Source organism: Mesorhizobium loti R88b, from assembly GCF_013170845.1.
Taxonomy (GTDB): Bacteria; Pseudomonadota; Alphaproteobacteria; order Rhizobiales; family Rhizobiaceae; genus Mesorhizobium; species Mesorhizobium loti_B.
The window spans coordinates 104,565-125,133 of record NZ_CP033367.1 but is presented as its reverse complement, the minus strand read 5'-3'; the positions used below and the strand labels follow the sequence as shown (position 1 = coordinate 125,133).

General features: G+C 63.8%; 21 protein-coding genes. 2 read left to right on the top strand and 19 right to left on the bottom strand.

Annotated elements, in window-relative coordinates; all coding sequences use genetic code 11:
• Positions 1–15 precede the first annotated feature (15 nt).
• The 6 genes from EB235_RS00600 to EB235_RS00575 form a co-directional block, all read right to left on the bottom strand.
• Complete coding sequence (locus EB235_RS00600; protein WP_051429759.1) at positions 16–492, bottom strand: GNAT family N-acetyltransferase; 477 nt, start codon at positions 490–492, stop codon at positions 16–18.
• A gap of 1 nt (position 493) precedes the next feature.
• Entirely contained in the window at positions 494–1,705 is a 1,212-nt protein-coding gene (locus tag EB235_RS00595) for a cysteine desulfurase-like protein (RefSeq protein WP_245268975.1), read from the bottom strand.
• A gap of 96 nt (positions 1,706–1,801) precedes the next feature.
• On the bottom strand, positions 1,802–2,476 hold the full coding sequence (locus EB235_RS00590) for an amino acid ABC transporter permease (RefSeq protein ID WP_027032891.1): 675 nt from the start codon (positions 2,474–2,476) through the stop codon (positions 1,802–1,804).
• A 158-nt stretch (positions 2,477–2,634) separates the two neighbouring features.
• On the bottom strand, positions 2,635–3,432 hold the full coding sequence (locus tag EB235_RS00585) for an ABC transporter substrate-binding protein (protein ID WP_027032892.1): 798 nt from the start codon (positions 3,430–3,432) through the stop codon (positions 2,635–2,637).
• Between the two features lie 91 nt (positions 3,433–3,523).
• Complete coding sequence (locus tag EB235_RS00580) at positions 3,524–3,718, bottom strand: hypothetical protein (protein ID WP_027032893.1); 195 nt, start codon at positions 3,716–3,718, stop codon at positions 3,524–3,526.
• A gap of 116 nt (positions 3,719–3,834) precedes the next feature.
• Positions 3,835–4,596 carry an HpcH/HpaI aldolase family protein gene (locus EB235_RS00575; protein WP_027032894.1) on the bottom strand — a complete coding sequence of 254 codons (762 nt, stop codon included), beginning with the start codon at positions 4,594–4,596 and terminating at the stop codon, positions 3,835–3,837.
• Positions 4,597–4,718: 122 nt separating this feature from the next.
• Between EB235_RS00575 and EB235_RS00570 the strand changes: the two genes are divergently transcribed.
• The gene (locus EB235_RS00570) at positions 4,719–5,813 is read left to right on the top strand and encodes an LLM class flavin-dependent oxidoreductase (RefSeq protein ID WP_027032895.1); all 1,095 of its coding nucleotides are present in this window, start codon (positions 4,719–4,721) and stop codon (positions 5,811–5,813) included.
• Positions 5,814–5,820: 7 nt separating this feature from the next.
• Here EB235_RS00570 and EB235_RS00565 read toward each other — a convergent pair whose 3' ends face one another.
• The 13 genes from EB235_RS00565 to EB235_RS00505 all read right to left on the bottom strand — a co-directional run bounded on the left by EB235_RS00565 (position 5,821) and on the right by EB235_RS00505 (position 19,647).
• On the bottom strand, positions 5,821–6,216 hold the full coding sequence (locus EB235_RS00565; RefSeq protein WP_027032896.1) for a RidA family protein: 396 nt from the start codon (positions 6,214–6,216) through the stop codon (positions 5,821–5,823).
• 60 nt (positions 6,217–6,276) lie between these two features.
• Positions 6,277–7,425 (bottom strand): acyl-CoA dehydrogenase family protein, encoded by a 1,149-nt coding sequence (locus EB235_RS00560; protein ID WP_027032897.1) that lies wholly within the window; start codon positions 7,423–7,425, stop codon positions 6,277–6,279.
• 204 nt (positions 7,426–7,629) lie between these two features.
• Entirely contained in the window at positions 7,630–8,442 is an 813-nt protein-coding gene (locus EB235_RS00555; RefSeq protein WP_027032898.1) for an enoyl-CoA hydratase family protein, read from the bottom strand.
• A complete protein-coding gene (locus EB235_RS00550) occupies positions 8,439–8,909 on the bottom strand; it encodes a MarR family winged helix-turn-helix transcriptional regulator (protein WP_027032899.1) in 471 nt (156 codons plus the stop codon). Before EB235_RS00550 ends, EB235_RS00555 begins: the two co-directional genes overlap by 4 nt.
• Positions 8,903–9,676, bottom strand: coding sequence for an SDR family NAD(P)-dependent oxidoreductase (locus EB235_RS00545; protein WP_027032900.1), 774 nt, complete (start codon positions 9,674–9,676; stop codon positions 8,903–8,905). Before EB235_RS00545 ends, EB235_RS00550 begins: the two co-directional genes overlap by 7 nt.
• Positions 9,673–11,967, bottom strand: coding sequence for a bifunctional salicylyl-CoA 5-hydroxylase/oxidoreductase (locus EB235_RS00540; protein ID WP_027032901.1), 2,295 nt, complete (start codon positions 11,965–11,967; stop codon positions 9,673–9,675). The genes EB235_RS00545 and EB235_RS00540 overlap by 4 nt, the downstream gene beginning before the upstream one ends.
• Before the next feature lie 143 nt (positions 11,968–12,110).
• The gene (locus EB235_RS00535) at positions 12,111–12,710 is read right to left on the bottom strand and encodes a VOC family protein (RefSeq protein WP_027032902.1); all 600 of its coding nucleotides are present in this window, start codon (positions 12,708–12,710) and stop codon (positions 12,111–12,113) included.
• 78 nt (positions 12,711–12,788) lie between these two features.
• A complete protein-coding gene (locus EB235_RS00530; protein ID WP_027032903.1) occupies positions 12,789–13,625 on the bottom strand; it encodes an ATP-binding cassette domain-containing protein in 837 nt (278 codons plus the stop codon).
• On the bottom strand, positions 13,618–14,496 hold the full coding sequence (locus tag EB235_RS00525; RefSeq protein WP_027032904.1) for an ABC transporter ATP-binding protein: 879 nt from the start codon (positions 14,494–14,496) through the stop codon (positions 13,618–13,620). The genes EB235_RS00530 and EB235_RS00525 overlap by 8 nt, the downstream gene beginning before the upstream one ends.
• Positions 14,493–15,368 carry an ABC transporter permease gene (locus tag EB235_RS00520; protein WP_155256459.1) on the bottom strand — a complete coding sequence of 292 codons (876 nt, stop codon included), beginning with the start codon at positions 15,366–15,368 and terminating at the stop codon, positions 14,493–14,495. The genes EB235_RS00525 and EB235_RS00520 overlap by 4 nt, the downstream gene beginning before the upstream one ends.
• Positions 15,334–16,341, bottom strand: coding sequence for an ABC transporter permease (locus EB235_RS00515; RefSeq protein WP_027032906.1), 1,008 nt, complete (start codon positions 16,339–16,341; stop codon positions 15,334–15,336). Before EB235_RS00515 ends, EB235_RS00520 begins: the two co-directional genes overlap by 35 nt.
• Before the next feature lie 91 nt (positions 16,342–16,432).
• On the bottom strand, positions 16,433–17,962 hold the full coding sequence (locus EB235_RS00510; RefSeq protein ID WP_027032907.1) for an ABC transporter substrate-binding protein: 1,530 nt from the start codon (positions 17,960–17,962) through the stop codon (positions 16,433–16,435).
• A 110-nt stretch (positions 17,963–18,072) separates the two neighbouring features.
• On the bottom strand, positions 18,073–19,647 hold the full coding sequence (locus EB235_RS00505; RefSeq protein WP_027032908.1) for a phytoene desaturase family protein: 1,575 nt from the start codon (positions 19,645–19,647) through the stop codon (positions 18,073–18,075).
• A 119-nt stretch (positions 19,648–19,766) separates the two neighbouring features.
• Between EB235_RS00505 and EB235_RS00500 the strand changes: the two genes are divergently transcribed.
• Entirely contained in the window at positions 19,767–20,558 is a 792-nt protein-coding gene (locus EB235_RS00500) for a cyclase family protein (protein ID WP_027032909.1), read from the top strand.
• Positions 20,559–20,569: the final 11 nt, after the last annotated feature.

Below are 20,569 nucleotides of genomic sequence, written 5' to 3'. Positions count from 1 at the left end.
TCTGGCCAGCTTCTGCTAAACTGGTGGCTCCGGCACCAGTGTCTTTGCAAGCAGGACATTGGCGTGACCGCGCGGAAAGTCCTCAAGCTGCACCAGCCGCTGAAATCCATGCTTCTCATAGAAGTCCGGCGCCTGGAAGGTGAAGGACGCGAGATGGACGACATGGCACCCACGCAGCCGCGCCTCCTGTTCTGCGGCTGCAAGGAGGCGCGAGCCGAGGCCTTTGCCCCGCTCGCTGTCGGCGATCCATAGCGTCTTGATCTCGCAAACGCCCGCCCAACTGTGCCCGTGGAGACCGGCATAGATCGTGCCGTCGTCCCTCTTCAGGAAGATCGACAAATAGCGGCCGTCATCGATGCCGGTCGCGGCAACGTTGAAGCCGTAGAGCTGGTCCTCGAGCGCGACGATATCGTCTGGCGTGGGGTCGCTGAGGACAACCAGAGGCGTTGCCCCATCCGTGTCCGGATCATCGGTGCCGCCAGGACCAGTCATGTCACGACAGCTTGGCGATGATGGCGCGCAGCGCATCGCCGAAACGGCGGATCTCCTCGACCGTGTTGTAATGCACAAGCGAGGCGCGGATGGCGCCGCTGTCCATCGACAAATTGAGGCGCTTCATCAGCCGTGGCGCGTACATGTGGCCATCACGGATGCCGATCTGCATCTCGGCCATTTCCTCGACGATCCGTTGCGGTGAGAGCTTGCCGATGTTGAAGCAGAAGGTCGGCACGCGTTCGTTGATGCGCGCCTCGTCGGCAACGCCATAGATGGTCGCGCCGCAGTCTTTCAGCACGCCAAGCATCTCGCGCGCCAGCACCAGCTCGTAGTCACGAATGGCGCCCATGCCGGCGACGATGTTTTCGCGCCGAGAGCGGTTGTTGGAGGGCGCAAGATTGCGGCCGATCAGTTCCAGGTACTGCACGGCCGCATCCATGCCCGACACGTTCTCGTAGATGAAGGTGCCGGCCTCGACCTTGTAGGGCGGCTCGTTCGGGATGAAGTCCTCGCGGAAGGTCGGCAGCCGCTTCAGCGTTTCGAAGCGGCCCCACAGAAAACCCATATGCGGCGAGAAATTCTTGTAGCCGGAGCAGACGAGGTAGTCGCAATCCCAGGCCTGCACGTCGATCAGCCCGTGCGGTCCGTAGTGCACGCAGTCGAGGAACACTTCGGCCCCGGCGTCGTGCGCGATGTCAGCCACCGACGCGACATCGACGATCGAGCCGATCGAATGCGCCGTCACCGTGCAGGCGACGAGGCGGGTCCGGTCGGAAACCAGCGGGCGCAGATCGTCGACATGCAGATTGCCGTCGTCGCGCATGCGCCACCACTTGAACTTGGCGCCGGCGGATTCCAGCGCCAGCCAGGTGGCGATGTTGGCGTCATGGTCCATGTCTGTGATGACGATCTCGTCGCGCTCAGAAAGCATCTGGCCGATGCCGAGGCTGACCAAGCGGATGAACGAGGTGGCGTTCATGCCGAAGCAGATTTCCGCCGGGCTGTAGGCGTTGATCAGCAGCGCTACGCTTGTCCGCGCGTCGGCGACCGACTGGTCGACGGTGACGCTCCGGCCATAGCGGCCACCGCGTTGCACATTGTGCGAAACCAGATGGTTGGTCACCGCGTCGAGCACGCTCTGCGGGATCTGCGCGCCGGCGGCGTTGTCCAGGAAGATGAAATCGCCGGCCCGCTGGAGGGCAGGGAACATGGCGCGGATGGTGGCAACCGGGAAGTCGCCGGCGGCGGTCTGGGGATTGCTCAAGGGTGGTCTCCTGCGAAATATTTTTGCGGATGGTTGGCGCAGTCAGCGCGTCTTTTCGGTCTTGAAGCGGTCTTCAAGCAGGCTGACGAGGCGGACCATCGGCCAGAGGAAGATGAGATAGACAAGTGCGGCGCCGATCAGCGGCGAGGGGTTGGCGTAGAGCGACTGCGCGTTGGTCGCCTCCTTCAAGAGTTCCGGCAGTGCCACGGTAGAGGCGAGCGAGGTGTCCTTGAACATCGAAACGCAGTTGCTGGTCATCGGCGGGATGACCACGCGGATCGCTTGCGGCAGCACCACTTTGCGCAAGGTCAAAAGGAACGGCAGGCCGAGCGCCTGCGACGCCTCGAACTGGCCTTTCGGAATACTCTCAATGCCGGAGCGGAACACTTCGGCCGAATAGGCTGACATGATGAAAGCGAACGCAGTCACCGCCGAGGCCCAGGACGACAGGCGTATGCCGAGAAACGGCAGCGCGTAGTAGATCAGGATCAGCACCACCAGCACCGGCAGCGCGCGAAAGATGTCGGTGTAGCCCACCGCCAGCCACCGCAGCGGCTTCGGCGCGTAGAGCCGCACCAGGCTGATCCCCAGGCCGATGGGGATACCGATGCCGATGCTCAGTATGCCGAGCAGCAGCGTGTTCAGGAAACCGCGCAGCAGCGCCGGCAGGCTGGACATGATGACATCGGGATTGAAGAAGGTGTCGATCAGCGACATGGGAGCGTTCCCGAACCCTGGAGCAAAAGGGTGCTCAAGTTAAAACCAGTATGCTGCGCCGAGCGCGGAGCGCTCTTTGCGAAAAACCGTCGCCGCTGGTGCATGAAATGAAACGTGCCGGCCTGCAAAGCCGGCACGATCTCAGCGCGGAGTGTCGCTCAGGCCTTCGGCAGCGGCATTTCCTTGACGGTCGACGAGTCGGCCGGCGCGTCGCTGCCGAACCACTTCTTGTGGATCGCGGCCAGCGTGCCGTCCTTCTTCATCGCGCTCAGCGCGTCGTTCAGCTTGCCGAGCAGCGGATGGTCCTTGCTCAGCATCAGGCCGTACTGTTCGCCGGTCTTGATGCGCTGCTTGACGGTGAGATCCTTCATCTTGGTGAAGGAGTACTGCATGCCAGGAATGTCGCTGACGGCGGCGTCGACGCGGCCGGCGCTCAGGTCGAGCAGAAGATTCTGCTGCGTGTCGTAGCCTTTCACGTCGCTGTAGCCGTCAGCCTCCTGATGCGCCTTGACCCAGGTCTCGCCGGTCGAGCCGGACAGCACGCCGACGACCTTGCCCTTGAGGTCGGCCTCGGTGTTGACAGCGCTGTCGGTCTTCGTCGCGATGCCCATGTCGGAATCATAATAGGGCTGGGTAAACGACAGCGATTTCAGCCGCTCCGGCGTGATGGTGATCGACGAGATGGCAACATCGATGCGCTTCGAGCTGACAGCGGCGAACAGCGCCTGGAAACCGAGGTCGGCAATGTCGGTGGTCATGCCGATGCGCTTGGCCGCTTCGTTGACGATGTCGACTTCAAAGCCCTCGAAGGTGCCGCTCTCGTTCTTGTACTCGAAGGGCGGATTGGTCGGGTAGGCGCCGACATTCAGCACATCGGCGGCGTAAGCGGTGGCAGGGCCGGCGGCGATGCCGATGGCGGCGGCGAACAGGATGAGATTGCGACGGTTGAGCTTCATAGGTGTTCCCTCTGGGGTGTTCCCCTCTGGTTGTTGATCGGGCGGGGCTGGCCCCGCACGGTTTCTTGCCGTCCCACCTCCCAGCGGGGCGTCAATTCATGGCGGCGACCATGCGCGCGCGGTTGACGATGTTCTCGGTGTACAGATCGCGGGCGCGCGCGCCAGCGAAAGCATAGCGCGTTCTGGACGATGACTGGGGCAGCATGAACGACAAGGACTGAACCCTTCCCACCCGGAGCATCACGATGGACTGGCCGGCAAGCCCCTCCGGCACGGCAGTCGCCATCGACTTTGAATGCTTATCCAAAGTGCGACGCTTTTCAAGGCGAAAGTTTTAAGCTTAAAAAGTTTGGCCAGCCTGTTGCTCCGGCGATACGCCCTTTTTGCCTGGCCGCGTCCGTCTCATGCCAATTCGTCACGTGCGGCGGCAGAGTTGGCCGCGGCGCCGGCGCCCAGAAACATCGTGTCGCTCGCCAGCACGAAGAAACTCGCGCCGATGGCTGCCCATCGGCCGACAGCCTGTGGGCTGGCGCAGAATATGCCGGCTGTCTTGTCGTGTGCGATTGTCGCGCCGATGATCGTTCGGATCGCCGCATTGAGCTTGTCGGCGCCTTGCTGTCCGATCGCATCGATCGACACCGAAAGATCGCCAGGGCCAACGAAGATCACATCGACGCCGTCGACGGCCGCGATCGCGTCGATGTTGGCCAGCCCCTCCGATGTCTCGACCTGGACCGCGACGACGACCTGGTCATTGGCGCCGGTCAGATATTCGGGAATGCGGTAGCCGTAGCCGGCAGCGCGGCCGGGTCCGACGCCACGCTCGCCCTGTGGCGGATAGCGTGAGGCTTTGACGGCCATCGCTGCCTGGGCGGCGGTCGAGACGCGCGGCACGAGCACGCCTTGCGCGCCGCTGTCCAGCGCCGCCTGGATGGCTTCCGGGGCATGGCCGGGAACGCGCACCATGGCCGGCACGCGGTGGACATCGGCCGCGCGCACCATGGCCTCGATCACGTCGCGCGAAATCTGCGCATGCTCCCAGTCGATGCAGAGGAAATCGAGGCCGGCCAGCGCCATCACTTCGACAGCGACGGGATGGGGAATGGCGGCGAAGGAGCCGACGAGGCTCGTCTTGCCAATGCATTTCTGGCGGAACGCACTCATATCCATCCCCTTTTGTCTGGCCCAAATTCATACCCGCAATCGGCGGCGAGGCGAAGCTATTTCAGGCTTGAAATATTTTTGCACGGGCCTAGCGTGTGGGTCTCCTACCGCGAGTTTCAGACATGATCAAAGCGCATCCCCTGCACGGCCCGAACAAACTGAAGCTCGGCGTCTTCTCGACCAACGCCGATGGTGGCCTTGCCATCACTGATGTGCCGGAACGCTGGACGGCTAGCTGGCTGGACAATCTGACGGCGGCGCAGATCGCCGATCGCGCCGGGCTGGAGTTCATGCTGCCGATCGCCCGCTGGCGCGGCTTTGGCGGCCGCAACAAGGTGCGCGAATGGTCGTTCGAGACCTTCACCTGGGCGGCGGCTCTTGCCGTGGCCACCGAACAGATCGGACTGTTCATGACCGTGCACGTGCCGCTGGTGCATCCGCTCTACGTCGCCAAAGCGCTGGCGACGGTCGACCACATCAGCCACGGCCGCGCCGGCCTCAACATCGTCTGCGGCTGGAACCCGAAGGAATTCGGCATGTTCGGCACACCGCTGGTCGAGAAGGGCTATGACCAGGCGGCCGAATGGATCGAGATCCTCGAAAAGCTCTATGCGTCGGCTGAACCACTCGACTATGAAGGGACCTACTATCATCTCAAGGAAGCGGTCAGCCGGCCGGCCAGCCTGCAGCTTCCGCGCCCGGTGACCATGAACGCCGCTTTCGGCGGTCCGGGCCGCGATTTCGCCGCCGCCCGGTGCGATTATCTGTTCACGACTTTTTCCGAAATGAGCGATGCCGGCAGGCACGTCGCCGATATCAGCGAGCGGGCCGACAAGGTCGGCCGCAATGTCGGCGTCTACACCGTGGCGCATGTCGTCTGCCGCCCGACGATGGAAGAGGCGCAGGCCTATTATAACAGATATGCCGTCGACATGGCCGACCATGATGCGGTCGATGCCCATATGGCGGGCAAGAAGGAATTCTCGCAATCACACGACCCGCACGCCTATGACCGCTACCGGCAGCGTTTCGCCGGCGGCGCCGGCACCTATCCCCTGATCGGAACCCCTGAAACGATCGCTGCCGACATGGCCGCCATTGCCGGGCACGGCTACCAGGGCATCGCGCTGTCCTTCGTCAATTACACGCAGGAGCTACCCTATTTCTGCGACCACGTGCTGCCGCTGCTCAGGCAGGCCGGGCTTCGCGGACAATGACCGCAGATTACTCTGGAATGACGGCCGTAGCCTGGATCTCCACCTTGGCGCGGTCCTCGACCAGCGCCACCACCTGCATGGCGGCCATCGCCGGGAAATGCCGACCGATCACCTCGCGATAGGCTTCGCCGATACCCCTGAGGTTGGCGAGGTACTCGGCCTTGTCGGTGAAATACCAGGTCATCGAGGTGATGTGCTGCGGCTTGGCGTCGGCCTCGGCCAGCACCGCCACGATGTTTTGAAGCGTCTGCTTCACCTGGCCGACAAAGTCGTCGGTTTCGAACTGGCATTGCCCGTTCCAGCCGACCTGTCCGCCGACGAAAATGAGCTGCCCACGCGCAGCGACGCCATTGGCATAGCCGACCGGTTTGGCCCAGCCTTCCGGCTGCAAAATCCTGTGCATTTCAAGCCTCCCGGTATTTCCAAAAACCAAGTCTCAAAATCGAATGCCGTCAATGTCTCGTCAGGCCGCGCCCATCACTTGTCGCGCGATGACCACCTTCTGCACGTCGGAGGCACCCTCATAGATGCGCAGCGCGCGGATCTCGCGATACAGACTCTCGACGATGTGGCCTTTGCGAACGCCGTCGCCGCCATGCAGCTGCACGGCCTTATCGATCACCTCCTGCGCCTTGTCGGTGGCGAACAGCTTGGCCATCGCCGCCTCGCGTGTTACCCGCGCCGCACCCATGTCCTTGGTCCAGGCCGCTCGGTAGACCAACAGGGCTGCCGCGTCGACGTCGAGAGCCATGTCGGCGATATGGCCCTGTACCATCTGCAACTCGCCCATCGGCGCGCCGAACAGCTTTCGCTCGGCCACCCGTTTGATGCTTTCATCGAGCGCCCGGCGGGCAAAGCCGAGTGCCGCCGCGCCGACGGTCGAGCGGAACACGTCGAGCACCGACATGGCGATACGAAAGCCGTCACCAGGCTTGCCGACCAGTGCGGCGGCCGGCAGCCGGACCTTGTCGAAAGACAGCCGCGCCAGCGGATGCGGCGCGATCACTTCGAGACGCTCGGCAATGCCGAGGCCACTGGCATCGCCAGGCACGAGAAAGGCGGAAAGCCCCTTGGCGCCCGGCCCCTCGCCGGTACGGGCAAAGACGATGTAGAGGTCGGCAATGCCGCCATTGGAGATCCAGGTCTTTTCGCCGGTGAGCACATAGCTGTCGCCGTCGCGGGTCGCCGTCATCTCGGTGTTGGCGACATCCGACCCGGACCGAGGCTCCGACAAAGCGAAGGCGGAGATCGCCGTGCCGGCGCGCGTCTTGGTCAGCCATTGCTGCTGCTGCGGCGTGCCGAACAGGCTGAGCGCGCCGGTGCCGAGCCCTTGCATGGCAAAGGCGAAATCGGCCAGCCCATCATGGCGGGCGAGTGTCTCGCGCGTGATGCACAGAGTGCGCACGTCGAGGGGGCCAGGATTGTCGGTGTCGAGCGCTGTCGGCTTCAGCCAGCCGTCGCGGCCAAGCTTCGCCACCAGCTCGCGGCAGGCGGCATCGACGTCGTGGTGATCGACGGGGAGGTTTTTCGCGCACCAGGATTCCAGTTGATCGGCGAGCTGGCGATGGCGGTCTTCGAAGAAGGGCCAGGAGAGGAAGGAGCGGTCAGGCATGAAGGTGACCTTCCAGGTGCCAGGCACCCCCCTCTGTCCTGCCGGACATCTCCCCCGCAAGGGGGGAGATTGGCAGCCGTGCCGTCGGCTTCCACCTTGCATCGTTGGAGATTGGCGAAAACAAAATATACAGCCGATCTCCCCCCTTGCGGGGGAGATGGCCGGCAGGCCAGAGGTGGGTGCCTGGGTGAAAACCGATCATCCTCAATTCCCCTCGAACACCGGCTTTTCCTTCGCCACGAACGCCCTGTACGCCCGCTCGAAATCGCGCGTCTGCATGCAGATCGCTTGCGCCTGGGCTTCGGCCTCGATCGCCTGATCCAACCCCATCGACCATTCCTGATTGAGCTGCGTCTTCGTGATGCCGTGGGCGAAAGTCGGGCCGGAGACGATGCGCGCCGCCACATCGAGCGCGTCGGCCTCCAGTGCCGCGGCATCGACCAGCCGGTTGTAGAAACCCCAGCGCTCGCCTTCCGCTGCCGTCATGGTGCGGCCGGTGTACAGCAGTTCGGCGGCGCGGCCTTGGCCGATGATGCGCGGCAGGATCGCGCAGGCGCCCATGTCGCAGCCGGCGAGACCGACGCGGGTGAACAGGAAAGCGGTCTTGGCTTCGGGCGTGGCGATGCGGATATCGGAGCTCATGGCGATGATGGCGCCGGCGCCGACCGCTACGCCGTCCACCGCCGCGATGATCGGCTTGCCGCAATTCAGCATCGCCTTGACGAAATCGCCGGTCATACGGGTGAAGGCCAGGAGCTGCTTCATGTCCATCTTGACCAGCGGCCCGATGATGTCGTGGACGTCACCGCCAGAGCAGAAATTGCCGCCATTCGAGAGGAACACCACGGCGTCGACATCGTCGGCGTAGACGAGGTCGCGAAATGTGTCGCGGAGTTCCGCATAGCTGTCGAAGGTCAGCGGGTTCTTGCGTTCCGGCCGGTCGAGCCGGACCTTGGCGATCCTGCCCTCGACCTCCCACATGAAATGCTTCGGCTTGAGCCCGGCCATCCCTGTCATTCGCGTCCCTCCCAGTTGCTGCGGAACGAGGTCAGCATGCCGGTCAGCCGGCGCGCATCGTCCTCGCTGACCTTGCCCAGCAATTCACCGATCCAGCCCTCATGTGCCGCAGCGATAACGGCGAAGGATTTCGAGCCTTCATCCGTCAGCCGCACCATGGAGGTGCGGCGGTCGCCATTGCGGCGCGCGCGTGCCACAAGCCCTTCCGAAACCAGCCGGTCGACAATGCCGGTGACATTGCCGTTGGACACCAGCAGGAAGCGCGACAGGTCGCTCATCAGCATGCCGTCCGGCACGCGATAGAGGGCGGCCATCACATCGAAGCGCGGCAGTGTCGTATCGAAGTCCCTCTTCAAGCGCTCGCGCAGCTCGGCCTCGATCGTGCGCGATGCACGCAGCAACCTGATCCACAGGCGCAGGCGGTCCTTGCCGGGTCCCGACGGCGCGGGCAGGGGGCCGGCTACCATGTCTCGCCTCCTGAGATCGAAATTGCCTGTCCGGTGATCGATTGCGCGGCGTCACCACACAACCAGAGCACAGCGGCGGCAATTTCCTGCGGCTGGATGAAGCGGCCTTGCGGGTTGGTTGAGGAAAGGCTTGTTCGCGCCTGCTCGACCGAACGGCCGGTCTTTTCGACAATGCGCTGAATGGACTCCTCCAGCATGTCGGTCTCGACGAAGCCCGGGCAGACAGCGTTGACGGTGACACCGGATTTCGCCGTCTCGGCGGCAAGCGCCCGCATCAGGCCGACGACGCCGTGCTTGGCCGCCACATAAGGCGCGACATAGGCGTAGCCCTTCAGCCCTGCCGTCGAAGCAATGAACACGATCCGCCCCGTCTTGCGCGCGGCCATGCCGGTCAGCGCCGGCTTCACCGTCAGGAAGGCTCCGGTCAAATTGACGTCGAGCGTCCGCTGCCAGTCGGCGAGTGTGGTCTTGTGCGCCGGCGTGCTTCCGGCCATGCCGGCATTGGCGACGACGATGTCGAACGGCCCGCGCGTCGCCTCCGCCGTTTCGTAAAGCGCGGCCATCGCTGTCTCATTGGTGACATCGGCGGCGATGCCGAAAATACCTTCGCTTTCGCCCGCAACCTTGGCAAGCTCGGCTTCACGTCGACCGCAAATGGTCACACTGACGCCAGCACCAGCCAGCGCCAGCGCGATGGCCCGGCCGACGCCGGAGCCGCCGCCGGTGACCAGCGCATGCTTGCCGGCGATCGCTGTTGCGGCCGTCATACTTTCAGCCCCGCGGCTGCATCGCGCTCGGCCAGACGGTAGAGCTGGTCGCGCCCCGGCAGGTAGGGGTCCGGCCACTTCACACCACGGTCACCAAGCGTCACCGCCGCATGCAGCGTCCAGTAGGGATCGGCGAGATGCGGCCTGGCCAGCGCCACCAGATCGGCGCGGCCGGCCATCAGGATCGAATTGACATGGTCCGGCTCATAGATGTTGCCGACCGCCATCGTCGCCATGCCGACCTCGTTGCGGATGCGGTCGGAAAATGGCGTCTGGAACATGCGGCCATAGACCGGCTTGGCCAGCGCCGAAGTCTGGCCGGCCGAGACGTCGCAGATGTCGACGCCGGCCTCATGCAGCAGCCGTGCGATCTCCACCGCGTCGGCCGGTGTGACGCCCTCGATTCCGACCCAGTCATTGGCCGAGATGCGCATCGAGATCGGCTTGCCCGCCGGCCAGGCGGCGCGCACGGCGCGGAAGATTTCGAGGGGGTAGCGCATGCGGTTCTCAAGCGAACCGCCATAGTCATCCGTGCGTCGGTTAGTGACCGGGGTGATGAAGGACGACAGGAGATAACCGTGCGCGGCGTGGATCTCGAGCATGTCGAAACCGCAGCGATGAGCCATCTCGGCCGACGCCACGAACTGCCCGCGCACCAGATCCATGTCGGCGCGATCCATCGCCTTCGGCACCTGATTCTCAGGCGACCACGCGACAGCCGATGCCGCCATGATGGGCCAGTTGCCAGAGGCGAGCGGTACGTCGGTGCCTTCCCAGCCGAGCCGGGTCGAACCCTTGGCGCCGGAATGGCCGATCTGCGCGCAGAGCTTCGCTTCGGTCTCGGCGTGGACGAAATCGACCAACCGCTTCCAGGCCACCTCGTGTTCTGGCGCATAGAAGCCGGGACAGCCGGGTGTGATGCGCCCTTCCGGACTGACGCAGGTCATCTCGATATAGACGAGGCCGGCGCCGCCCTTGGCCCGCTCGGCGTAGTGGGTGAAATGCCAGTCGGTCGGGCAGCCGTCGACGGCCTTGTACTGCGCCATCGGCGAAACGACGACACGGTTTTGCAGCTTCATGTCGCGCAGCTTGAACGGCGCGAACATCGGCGCCCGGCGCAGCCTGTTGCCGCCGGCACCCGCCTGGCGCTGGAACCACTCTTCCGCGCCGCCCAGCCACTCGGCATCGCGCAGCCGCAAATTCTCGTGGCTGATGCGCTGCGAACGCGTCAGCAGCGAATAGTTGAACTGCACCGGATCGAGGCCGAGATAGCGCTCGACCTCCTCGAACCATTCCAGTGAATTGCGTGCCGCCGATTGCAGCTTCAGCACCTCGGTGCGGCGGGCATCCTCATATCTGCGGAAGGCAGCTTCGAGGTCCGGCTCGGTCTCGACATATTCGGCCAGCGCCACGGCACTTTCCAGCGCCAGCTTGGTGCCGGAGCCGATCGAGAAATGCGCCGATGCCGCCGCGTCGCCCATCAGCGCCAGGTTCTTGTAAGACCAGCGCTCGCACAGCACGCGCGGGAAGTTGATCCAGGCCGAACCCCTGATATGGTTGGCATTGGTCATCAGCGAATGGCCGCCAAGATGCTTGGCGAAGATTCGCTCGCAGACTGCGATGGACTGCTGCTGCGTCATCGCGCCGAAGCCGAAGGCAGCCCAGGTCTGCTCGCTGCATTCGACGATGAAGGTCGCGGTGTCGCTGTCGAACTGGTAGGCGTGCGCCCACACCCAGCCATGCTCGGTCTTCTCGAAGATGAAGGTGAAGGCGTCGTCGAATTTCTGGTTGGTGCCGAGCCAGACGAACTTGCATTTGCGGGTGTCGATGTCGGGCTTGAAGACATCGACAAAGGTGTTGCGCGCCCGGGAATTCAGCCCGTCGGCAGCGACAACCAGATCATGCGTTTCCATATAGGGGCGGGGATCGGCGATATCGGTCTCGAACATCAGCCTGACGCCGAGTTCGCGCGCACGGCGCTGCAGCAGGACCAGCAGCCGCTTGCGGCCGATGCCGCAGAAGCCATGGCCTGACGAGACCGTGCGCACGCCGTCATGGATAACGGCGATGTCGTCCCAATAGGCAAAATGCTTCTTGATCCAGACGGCGCTGACCGGATCATTCTCGGCAAGATTTTCGAGCGTTTCGGCCGACAGCACCACGCCCCAGCCAAACGTGTCATCGGCGCGGTTGCGCTCGAACACCGTCACGTCATGGGCGGCGTCCCGCAGCTTCATAGAGATGGCAAAGTAGAGGCCGGCTGGTCCGCCGCCGAGAACCGCAACCTTCATGTCTGCGATCTCCTCTTCGCTTGCTGCATCTTCGAGTATCGCGCCGGCGACAAGATATTTCAAGCTTAAAGTTTTATATCGAAATCATTCTACGGACATCGGGCAGCGCGCCTGCGTGTCGTTCCGCAAGCGCGCGCCAAGGATCACTTGTCCGGGTTCTTCGGGCTCCACAGCACCGTCTCGGCACCCTTCTCATAGGCCATGCCGTCGGGATAGCTGATCGCTTCCAGCTGCAGCCCCCAGGGCGCCTGGAAATAGAGGATGGTCTGGCCGGCAGCGGGCCCTTCCTTGACCGGCAAAGGCCCCAGCCTTGTCTTGACGCCCTTGCCGTCGAGATAGGCTTTCGCCGCGGCGACATCATCGACATAGAAGGCGATGTGGAAGCCGCCAATGTCGCTGTTCTTCGGCGTCAGGTCTTTCTGATCGGGCGCGGTGTATTTGAACAGCTCGATGTTCGATCCATAGCCGCAGCGAACCATGGTGACCTGCTCGATGACTGCCTTGGGATCGACGCCCAGAAGATCATGCATGAACGTGCCCTTGTCGTCGGCGAATGGACCAAACGACATCGCCTTCTTGCAGCCGACCACTTCGGTGAAGAAGTCGACGGCCTGCTTCATGTCGGGAACGGTGATGCCGGTATGGTCGTGCCCGCGCATGCCTGGGATCGAATCCGCCGAGGCTATGCCGGCGCTGCCAAGGACAGCGGCGGCGAGCGTTGCATTACGTAGTGTCGTCTTCATGTCAGTCCTCCTCCATTGGCGGGACCTGGGTCTTTGCGGTCGCACGTCCGAGGCCCGCTTCTCGGCGTGCGTATGCATTCACGTCTGGGCCTTGGCCGTGGAAGGAATATCCAGCCAGCCCGCGTCGATTTCGGGCAGCGGAATGGCTGCGATCAGATCGCGCGTGTAGGCCTGCTTGGGGTTGTCGAACAACGCGTCGGTGGCGCTGGCCTCGACGATGACGCCTTCGCGCATGACGATCACTTGTTGGCACAGCCGCCGGATGACCGACAGATCGTGGCTGATGAAAGCGACGGTCAGGCCCATCTCCGCCGCCAGCTTCTCCAGCAAGGTAAGGATCTGCGCCTGCGTCGACACATCGAGCCCGGAGACGATCTCGTCGGCCAGCACGAATTTCGGCGACAGCGCCAGCGCGCGCGCAATCCCGACGCGCTGCCGCTGGCCGCCTGACAGTTCATGACGGTAGCGGCTGGCAAAGCTTTGCGGCAGGCCGACGCGCTGTAGGGCCTCTGCGACGCGCGACTTCAGATTGTCGCCAAGGCCGTTCTGCTTGAGCGGCGCGGCGATGATGCTAGCGATGGTGCGGCGCGGGTTGAGCGACGACATCGGGTCCTGGAAGATCATTTGCAGGTCACGGCGCAGTGGTCGCAACTCCGCCTCCGGCAGGTGGGTTATATCGCGGCCCTCGAAGCTGATACTGCCGGCGCTTGGCTCCAGCAGCCTGACCAGCGCGCGGCCAAGCGTCGACTTGCCCGATCCGGATTCGCCGACGATGCCTGTCACAGAGCCGCTGGGCAGGTCGAAGTCGAGCCCCTTCAGAATGTGAGCCAAAGGCGCGCGACCGATCAGCGGCTTGCGCGTCATGTCGGGAAGCGCGACCTTCAGCCCGCGCACGGAGATGAGCGACTCAGCCATGCGGCCGCCTCCACGCTTGGTCTGCCGCAGCGATTTCCGAAGCGAGTCCTGCCAGCACCGCGTCGTCTACCGGCTTCAGCGAGGCGAACGGGTCTGTGTAGCGCGGCGTGGCGGCCATCAATGCCCGCGTATAGGGGTGTTGGGGTGCTGCGAAGAGAGCAGCCGTGTCGGCCTCCTCCACCACCTTGCCGGCATAAAGCACCGACACCTTCTGGCTGATCTTGGCGACGACGCCGAGATCGTGGGTGACGAACAGGATCGCCGTGCCGTGCTCGCGCTGCAGCGCAGCGATCAGGCGCAGGATCTGCTTCTGCACGGTGACGTCGAGCGCCGTCGTCGGTTCGTCGGCGACGATCAGCCGGGGTTCGGCGGCGAAGGCGGCGGCGATCAGCACGCGCTGGCGCATGCCGCCGGACAGTTCATGCGGATAGCTTTTCAGCACGCGGTCGGGGTCGCGGATCTGCACTTCGTCGAGCAACTGGCGGACGCGCTGATCGGCCTTGTCGCTGCTCCAGCCGAGAATGCGGACCAGCCGGTCGGTCATCTGCGGGCCGATGCGTCGCGACGGGTTGAGCGCGGTCAGCGGATCCTGCGGGATCAGCGCCGTGCGGGCGCCGATCAGCGTGCGCCGTGCCTTGGGCTGCAGCCTGCCCAGGTCTTCGCCTTCGAGCTTCATATCGCCTTCGACGATGCGCACGCTGGATGGCAGCACGCCGAGCACCGCCTTGCCGATCATCGTCTTGCCGGCGCCGCTCTCGCCGACAAGCGCGCGGACCTCGCCGGGTTGCACGGAGAGCGACACAGAGCGCAGCACGCGCTGGCCGTTCGGCAGCACGGCGCTCAGATTGGTGATGTCGAGACAGGCGCTCATCGCAGCACCGGGTCGAAGCGCGTCTTCAGCGCCTCGCCGAACTGGCTGAACGACAAAACGGTGAGGATCAGCGTGATCAGCGGGAACACCAGCACCCACCAGGCCTGATGGATCGAAAGCCGACCCTCGGCGATGATGCCGCCCCAGGTTGGATCATCGGTCGAGATCGACAGATTGACGAAGGACAGGATGGCCTCGACGATGACGGCGATACCCATTTCCAGCGACAGCAGCGCCACGATCGATGGCACCACATTGGGCAGCACCTCGCGCACCATGATGCCGATGCGGCCATAGCCGGCGATGCGGGCATTCTCGACATAGTCCATGCGCGACTGGCCCATCGCCTCGGCGCGGATCACCCGGCAGAATCGCGTCCAGTCGATGATGGCAATCGCAAGGATGACGGAGCTGAGGCCGGTGCCGAGCACAGCCACCAGCAGGACGGCGAACAGCACCGGTGGAAACGCCATCCAGACATCGACGATGCGCGAGATGATGCGGTCGGCCCAGCCGCCGAAATAGCCGGCGATCAGCCCAAGCGTCGAGCCGACGAGGCAGGCGGCTATCGCGGCGGAAAAGGCGACGATGAAGGCGATGCGGCCGCCGAAGATCAGGCGGGACAAGAGATCGCGGCCGAGGCTGTCGGTGCCCAGCCAATAGCCGGGCTCGGCACCATCGAGCCAGAACGGCGGCAGCCGCTCCAGCATCAAATCCTGCGCCAGCGGATCCTGCGGCGCGATTAGCGGCGCGAAGATCGCCGCCAGCAGCGCCAGCAACAGCCAGCCGCCGGCCAGCCACAGCCTGGGGCTCAGTCCGCGCCTTGAGGTGCTTGGCTTATCCACGGCGCAGCCTCGGATTGAGCAGCGCATACATCATGTCGACGGCGAGGTTGATCAGCACGAACAGCAGCGCGAAGACCAGCACGATGCCCTGGATCAGCGGCAGGTCGCGGTTGATGACGGCGTCGATCGCCATGTTGCCGAGGCCTTCATAGGAGAACAGCCGCTCGACGATGACGGTGCCGCCGATGAGAAAGGTGAACTGCACACCGACCAGGGTCAGCGTTGGCAAGGCGGCGTTCTTCAGCGCCTCGCGCAGGATGACCTGCGTTTCCGAAAACCCCTTGACCCGCGCCAGCACGACATAGTCGAGGTCGAGCACTTCCTTCAGTGACTGTTTCAGCAATTGCGAAATGATCGCCGCCAGCGGCAGTGCCAGCGCCACTGCCGGCATCAGCATGTGCTTTAGGAGGTCCCAGGTCAGGTCGAGGCGCAGGCGCAGAATGCTCTCGAACAGGTAGAACTGCGTGACGAAGGGCAGGTCGAGCTGCGGTGACACGCGGCCGGAAATGTCGAAGATCGGCACCAGCACACCGAACAGCAGGATCAGCACTAGGCCCCACAGGAAGTCGGGGATGGACAAGGCCGCACCACTGGCGATGTCTATGCCAGCCTCGACCGCCGTGCCGCGCTCGCGCGCGCCGATGATCGCGGTGGTGCCGCCCAACCCTACGGCCATCAACAGCGCGACGATGGCCAACTCCAGCGTGGCCGGCAGCCGGTTGAAGACAAGGCCGAGCACGTCTTGCCTGAGCGAGATCGAGGTGCCGAAATCGCCCCTGATAACGCCGGACAGCCAGATGAAGAATTGCTGCACGATGGTCTTGTCGAGCCCGTAGAGCGCGCGCAGCCGGGCAATGTCGGCATCCGTCGCGCCGGGCGGCAGCATCATGGCGATCGGATCGCCAGGCGCGACGCGGATCACGACGAAGACAACGACGGCCACACCGAACAGCGTGATCAGCATCGTCAGAAGACGAATCAGGAATCGTTGCAGGAGCATGTAAATCTTTGCAGGAGCCCGAGGGCTCGTATGCCTGATGGAAAATGCGCGCCGTCGCTGGCGACGGCGCGCGGCAATTCCAGGCCTTCTATCAGGCCGGGGTCATCAGCGCCGGCAGCAGCGCGCCGGAAAGATGCTGCACCACCTTGACGCCCTTGGCATGCACGACCGGCTGTGCGAACTGCAGCACCGGCAGCACGTAGGCCTGCTCGGCGATGTATTTGTCGACGGCCTTCCAGCCGGCAATGCGCTTGGCTTCGTCCTTCTCGCCCCACAGCGGCCCGATCTTGGCATCGAGGTCGTCGGTCTTCCACGACGAGTGCGGCGACGGCCCGAACATGGCGAAGCCGGTCGACGTGGTCGGATCGCCGATGGCATTGCCCCAGTTGTAGAAGGCCGCCGGTGCCAGCTTGTGGGCGGCGCGCAGTTCGTAATGCTTGGCGATCTCGTAGACTTCGATCGTCGCCTCGATGCCGACTTTGCGCCACATGCCGACGATCGCCTGCACCATCTCGTAGTCCTTGGGCTTGAAGCCCTTGGTGGTCTGGATGGTGATCTTGGCCGGCTTCTCCGGTGAGTAGCCGGAGGCCGCCAGCAATTCCTTGGCCTTCTTCGGATTGTGCTCAACCTTGATCGACGGATCGTAGGCGGCGTATTCCGGCGTTTCCAGCGTCGCGATCGGCTGGCCGTAGCCGCGCAGCAACCGCTTGACCAGAAGCTCCTTGTCCACCGCCATCACGGCTGCCTGGCGGACATTCTTGTCCAGCATGGCGTCCTTGTTGTTGAAGAAGATCATGCCGATGTCGGAGACGTTCTTGCACGAGCCGGCCAGCCCGTCCTTGGCGATCAGGCGGTCGTATTCCTCATAGGGGATCTCGAGCGTCACCTGCGAGGAACCGGATTCGATTTCGGCGACGCGGCTCGCCGCGTCGGTGACGAACTTGATCGTCACATTCTCGAAGGCCGGCTTGCCGCCCCAGTAGGTCGGATTGGCCTTCAGCCGCAGGAAGGCGTTGCGCTCGAATTTTTCCACCATATACGGACCGGTGCCGATCGGCGCCTTCTCGAAGCCTTCGGCGCCGACCTTCTCGTAATAGGCCTTGGGCAGGATGTAGCCGGTCAGGAACGACATCCATTTGAAATAGACCGGGTCGAACTGAACGACATCGCCCGTGATCTTATTGCCGTCGATCTTGAAATTGTTGACGTTCTTCCAGACGAACTGGATCGGGTTGCCGGTCTTTTCGTCGCCTGCCCGCTGCAGCGACCAGACCACATCCTCGGGCGTGAACGGTGAGCCGTCATGCCATTTCACGCCTTCGCGCACCGTCATCATCACCTTGGTGCGGTCGTCGTTCCAGCCCCATTCGGTGAGCAGGCCCGGCGCGAAGGAGAGGTCCGGCTTCTGTGGGATGAACTGGTCGAACACCGATTGGTAAAGACCCTGGATCGTCGGGTTCACCGCCGAGGGTCCGGTGGTCGGATCCCAGGACGGCAGGTTGACGTTGTAGGCGATGGTCAGTTCGCCAGCCGCCGCCTTGGCGATCTGTGGCAGGCCGACTGCGGCCACCCCAAGTGCCGCGGCACTGTATCCCAGCAATTCGCGTCTGTTGATTGTCATGGTCGTTCCCCTTGTTGTTTGTTGTCTTTGCGCGGCAATGTCAGGTCATTGATTCAGGCTTCGTGGGCAGCAGCGCCTTGCCTCTCGTCGCCTTCATGAAATCTTCGGCTCTACCCTCCGCCAAGCTGTTGCGCGAGCATGAAGCCGGAGGCCGCACCGGTGCCGGCGCCCGGCCATGTCGCGGCCCCTGTGAGATGCAGATTGGCGACCGGCGTGTTCCAGCCGGCATAGCCGCGCGCCGGGCGGAACAAGAAGTTCTGCGCCAGATGATGGCTGCCGCAGACCTGGTCGCCACCGACGAGGTTCGGGTTCTCTCGCTCGAGGTCGATGGGTGAGAACACCGAACGGCCAAGGATTTTCGCGCGCAGGCCCGGCGCATAGGTCTCGATGATGTCGAGGACACGGTCAGCGTAGGTGTCCTTGGCCTGATCCCAATGCGCGGGCGCGATCTTGCCGGCCGCATCGCCCAGGATTTCGGCGGGCAGCATGCGCACCTGCACCCACAGCACATGCTTGCCCTGAGGCGCGCGCGACGGATCGATCGCCGAGGGCTGGCCGACGACCAGCACCGGCTCGTCCGGCAGCATGCCCGCCATCGCCTGCTGGTAGGTGCGAGACATCGCATCGAGCGACGGCGACAGATGCACATAGGCGAACTGCCGCAACTCTGCTCCGGCGCGCCAGTCGGGTAAATCGTCGATCGCCAGGTGGATCATCATCGTGCCCGGCGCATGGCGGAATTTTTGCATCGCCGTATCGAAACCGACGTCGCCGGAACCGTTGGCCAGCAACTTCCCAGTCAGTGCCTTGGGCGCAACACCGGCGATGACCGCCTTGGTCGCCGTATGCGTCTCACCGGACGCGAGCCGCACCCCGGTCGCCTTGCCAGCGGAAACGGTGATTTCCACCACGTCGGCGCCGGTGACGATCTTGCCGCCGGCCGAGGTGACCATGCCCGACAGCGCACGAATGATGGTGTCAGCGCCACCCTTGCCCAGCACCATGCCAAAGCTCTGGTTGGCCATCGATTCCAGATAGGGGAACACGGCACCGCCGGCGATGTCAGGGGCGAAGTCGAGATGCATGCCCCAGGTGGCGAGCGTCGCCCGCACGTGGGGCGACTCGAAATTTTCCTCCAGCCATGCGCGGGGTGAGGACAGCAAAAGCCGGCCGGTGTCGAGCGTGCCGGACATGCCCTTCTTGCGCCACAGGTTCCAGGCGGTGCCGGCAAGCGCACGGGCGCTCATTGGCGAGCCTAGCAGCCGGAACAGATGCTCGGCCTCGGCCGGAAAAGCGGCAACCAGCTTGCGCCATGTCGCGGCATCGGTGGCTGAAAACGCGGCCATGCGCGTCGCGGTTTTTTCCAGATCGTTGCTGACGCCGAACCAGCGTCCATCCGGGAAGGCGCTGGCGAAACAATCGGCGACAGGCGCGAACTCCAGACCCTGCGCTTTCAATTCATTTGCATATTTCCGGTGGAAGGCAGAGCCGGCAAACAGGCTCAGATTCATCGCACCGAAATCGTGGCGGAAGCCTGGAAGGGTGAATTCGCCGGTCTGGACGGCGCCGCCGATTGTTGCACTGCGCTCGAAAATCCCGGTTTTCCAGCCTTTGAGCGTCAGATGCGCGGCGCATGCCAGACTGTTGTGGCCCGCCCCGACAAAGATGGCGTCGAACTCGCTCACGCCCCGTTCCCATTTCCTTTATGCTTAAAGATAATTGCAGATGCATATGTTTTCGTCTAGTAGGATATTAAGGGCCGAGACGAGCCTTGATCATCACTGACAAAGAGGGAACAGAGACAATGGACACTCAAAAACTCCTCGGCGAAGTTGCCGGCCAGCTGCTTTCAGGCGCCATCAAGGTGGTCGACCTGTCCGCGCCGCTCGGTCCCGATACGCCCCTGATCAAGCTGCCGCCGGAGCTTGCCGTGGACACGCCGAAGGTCGAGATCCACAACATCTCGCGCTATGACAAGAACGGCCCGTGGTGGGCCTGGAACTGGCTGAAGCTTGGCGAGCATTCGGGCACACATTTCGATGCGCCGCAGCACTGGATCAGCGGCAAGGATTATCCGGACGGCGCCACCGACACCATTCCGGTGCAGAACTTCGTCGGCCCGGTTAATGTCATCGACTGCTCCGCGGAAGCCGCCGCCGACCATGATTTCCTGCTCACCGTCGACCATATCAAGGCATGGGAAGCCAAGCATGGCGCGATCAACGCCGGCGAGTGGGTGGTGATGCGCACCGACTGGTACAAGCGCAACGGCTCGGAAGCCGAGTTCCTCAACGCCAACGAGACCGGCCCGCACACGCCCGGCCCGACGGCTGAAGCCATCCAGTTCCTGATCAGCAAGGACATCAAGGGCTGGGGCTCGGAGACGATCGGCACCGATGCCGGCAAGGCCGGCGGCATGGAGCCGCCCTTCCCGGCGCACACGCTGATGCACAAGGCCAACCGCTATGGCCTGGCCAGCCTCTGCAACCTCGACCAGCTGCCGCCGAAGGGCGCGATCCTGATCGCGGCGCCGCTCAAGATCGAGCACGGCACCGGCAGCCCGATCCGCGCGCTGGCGCTGGTTTCCCGAGCATGATCCCGAAAAGT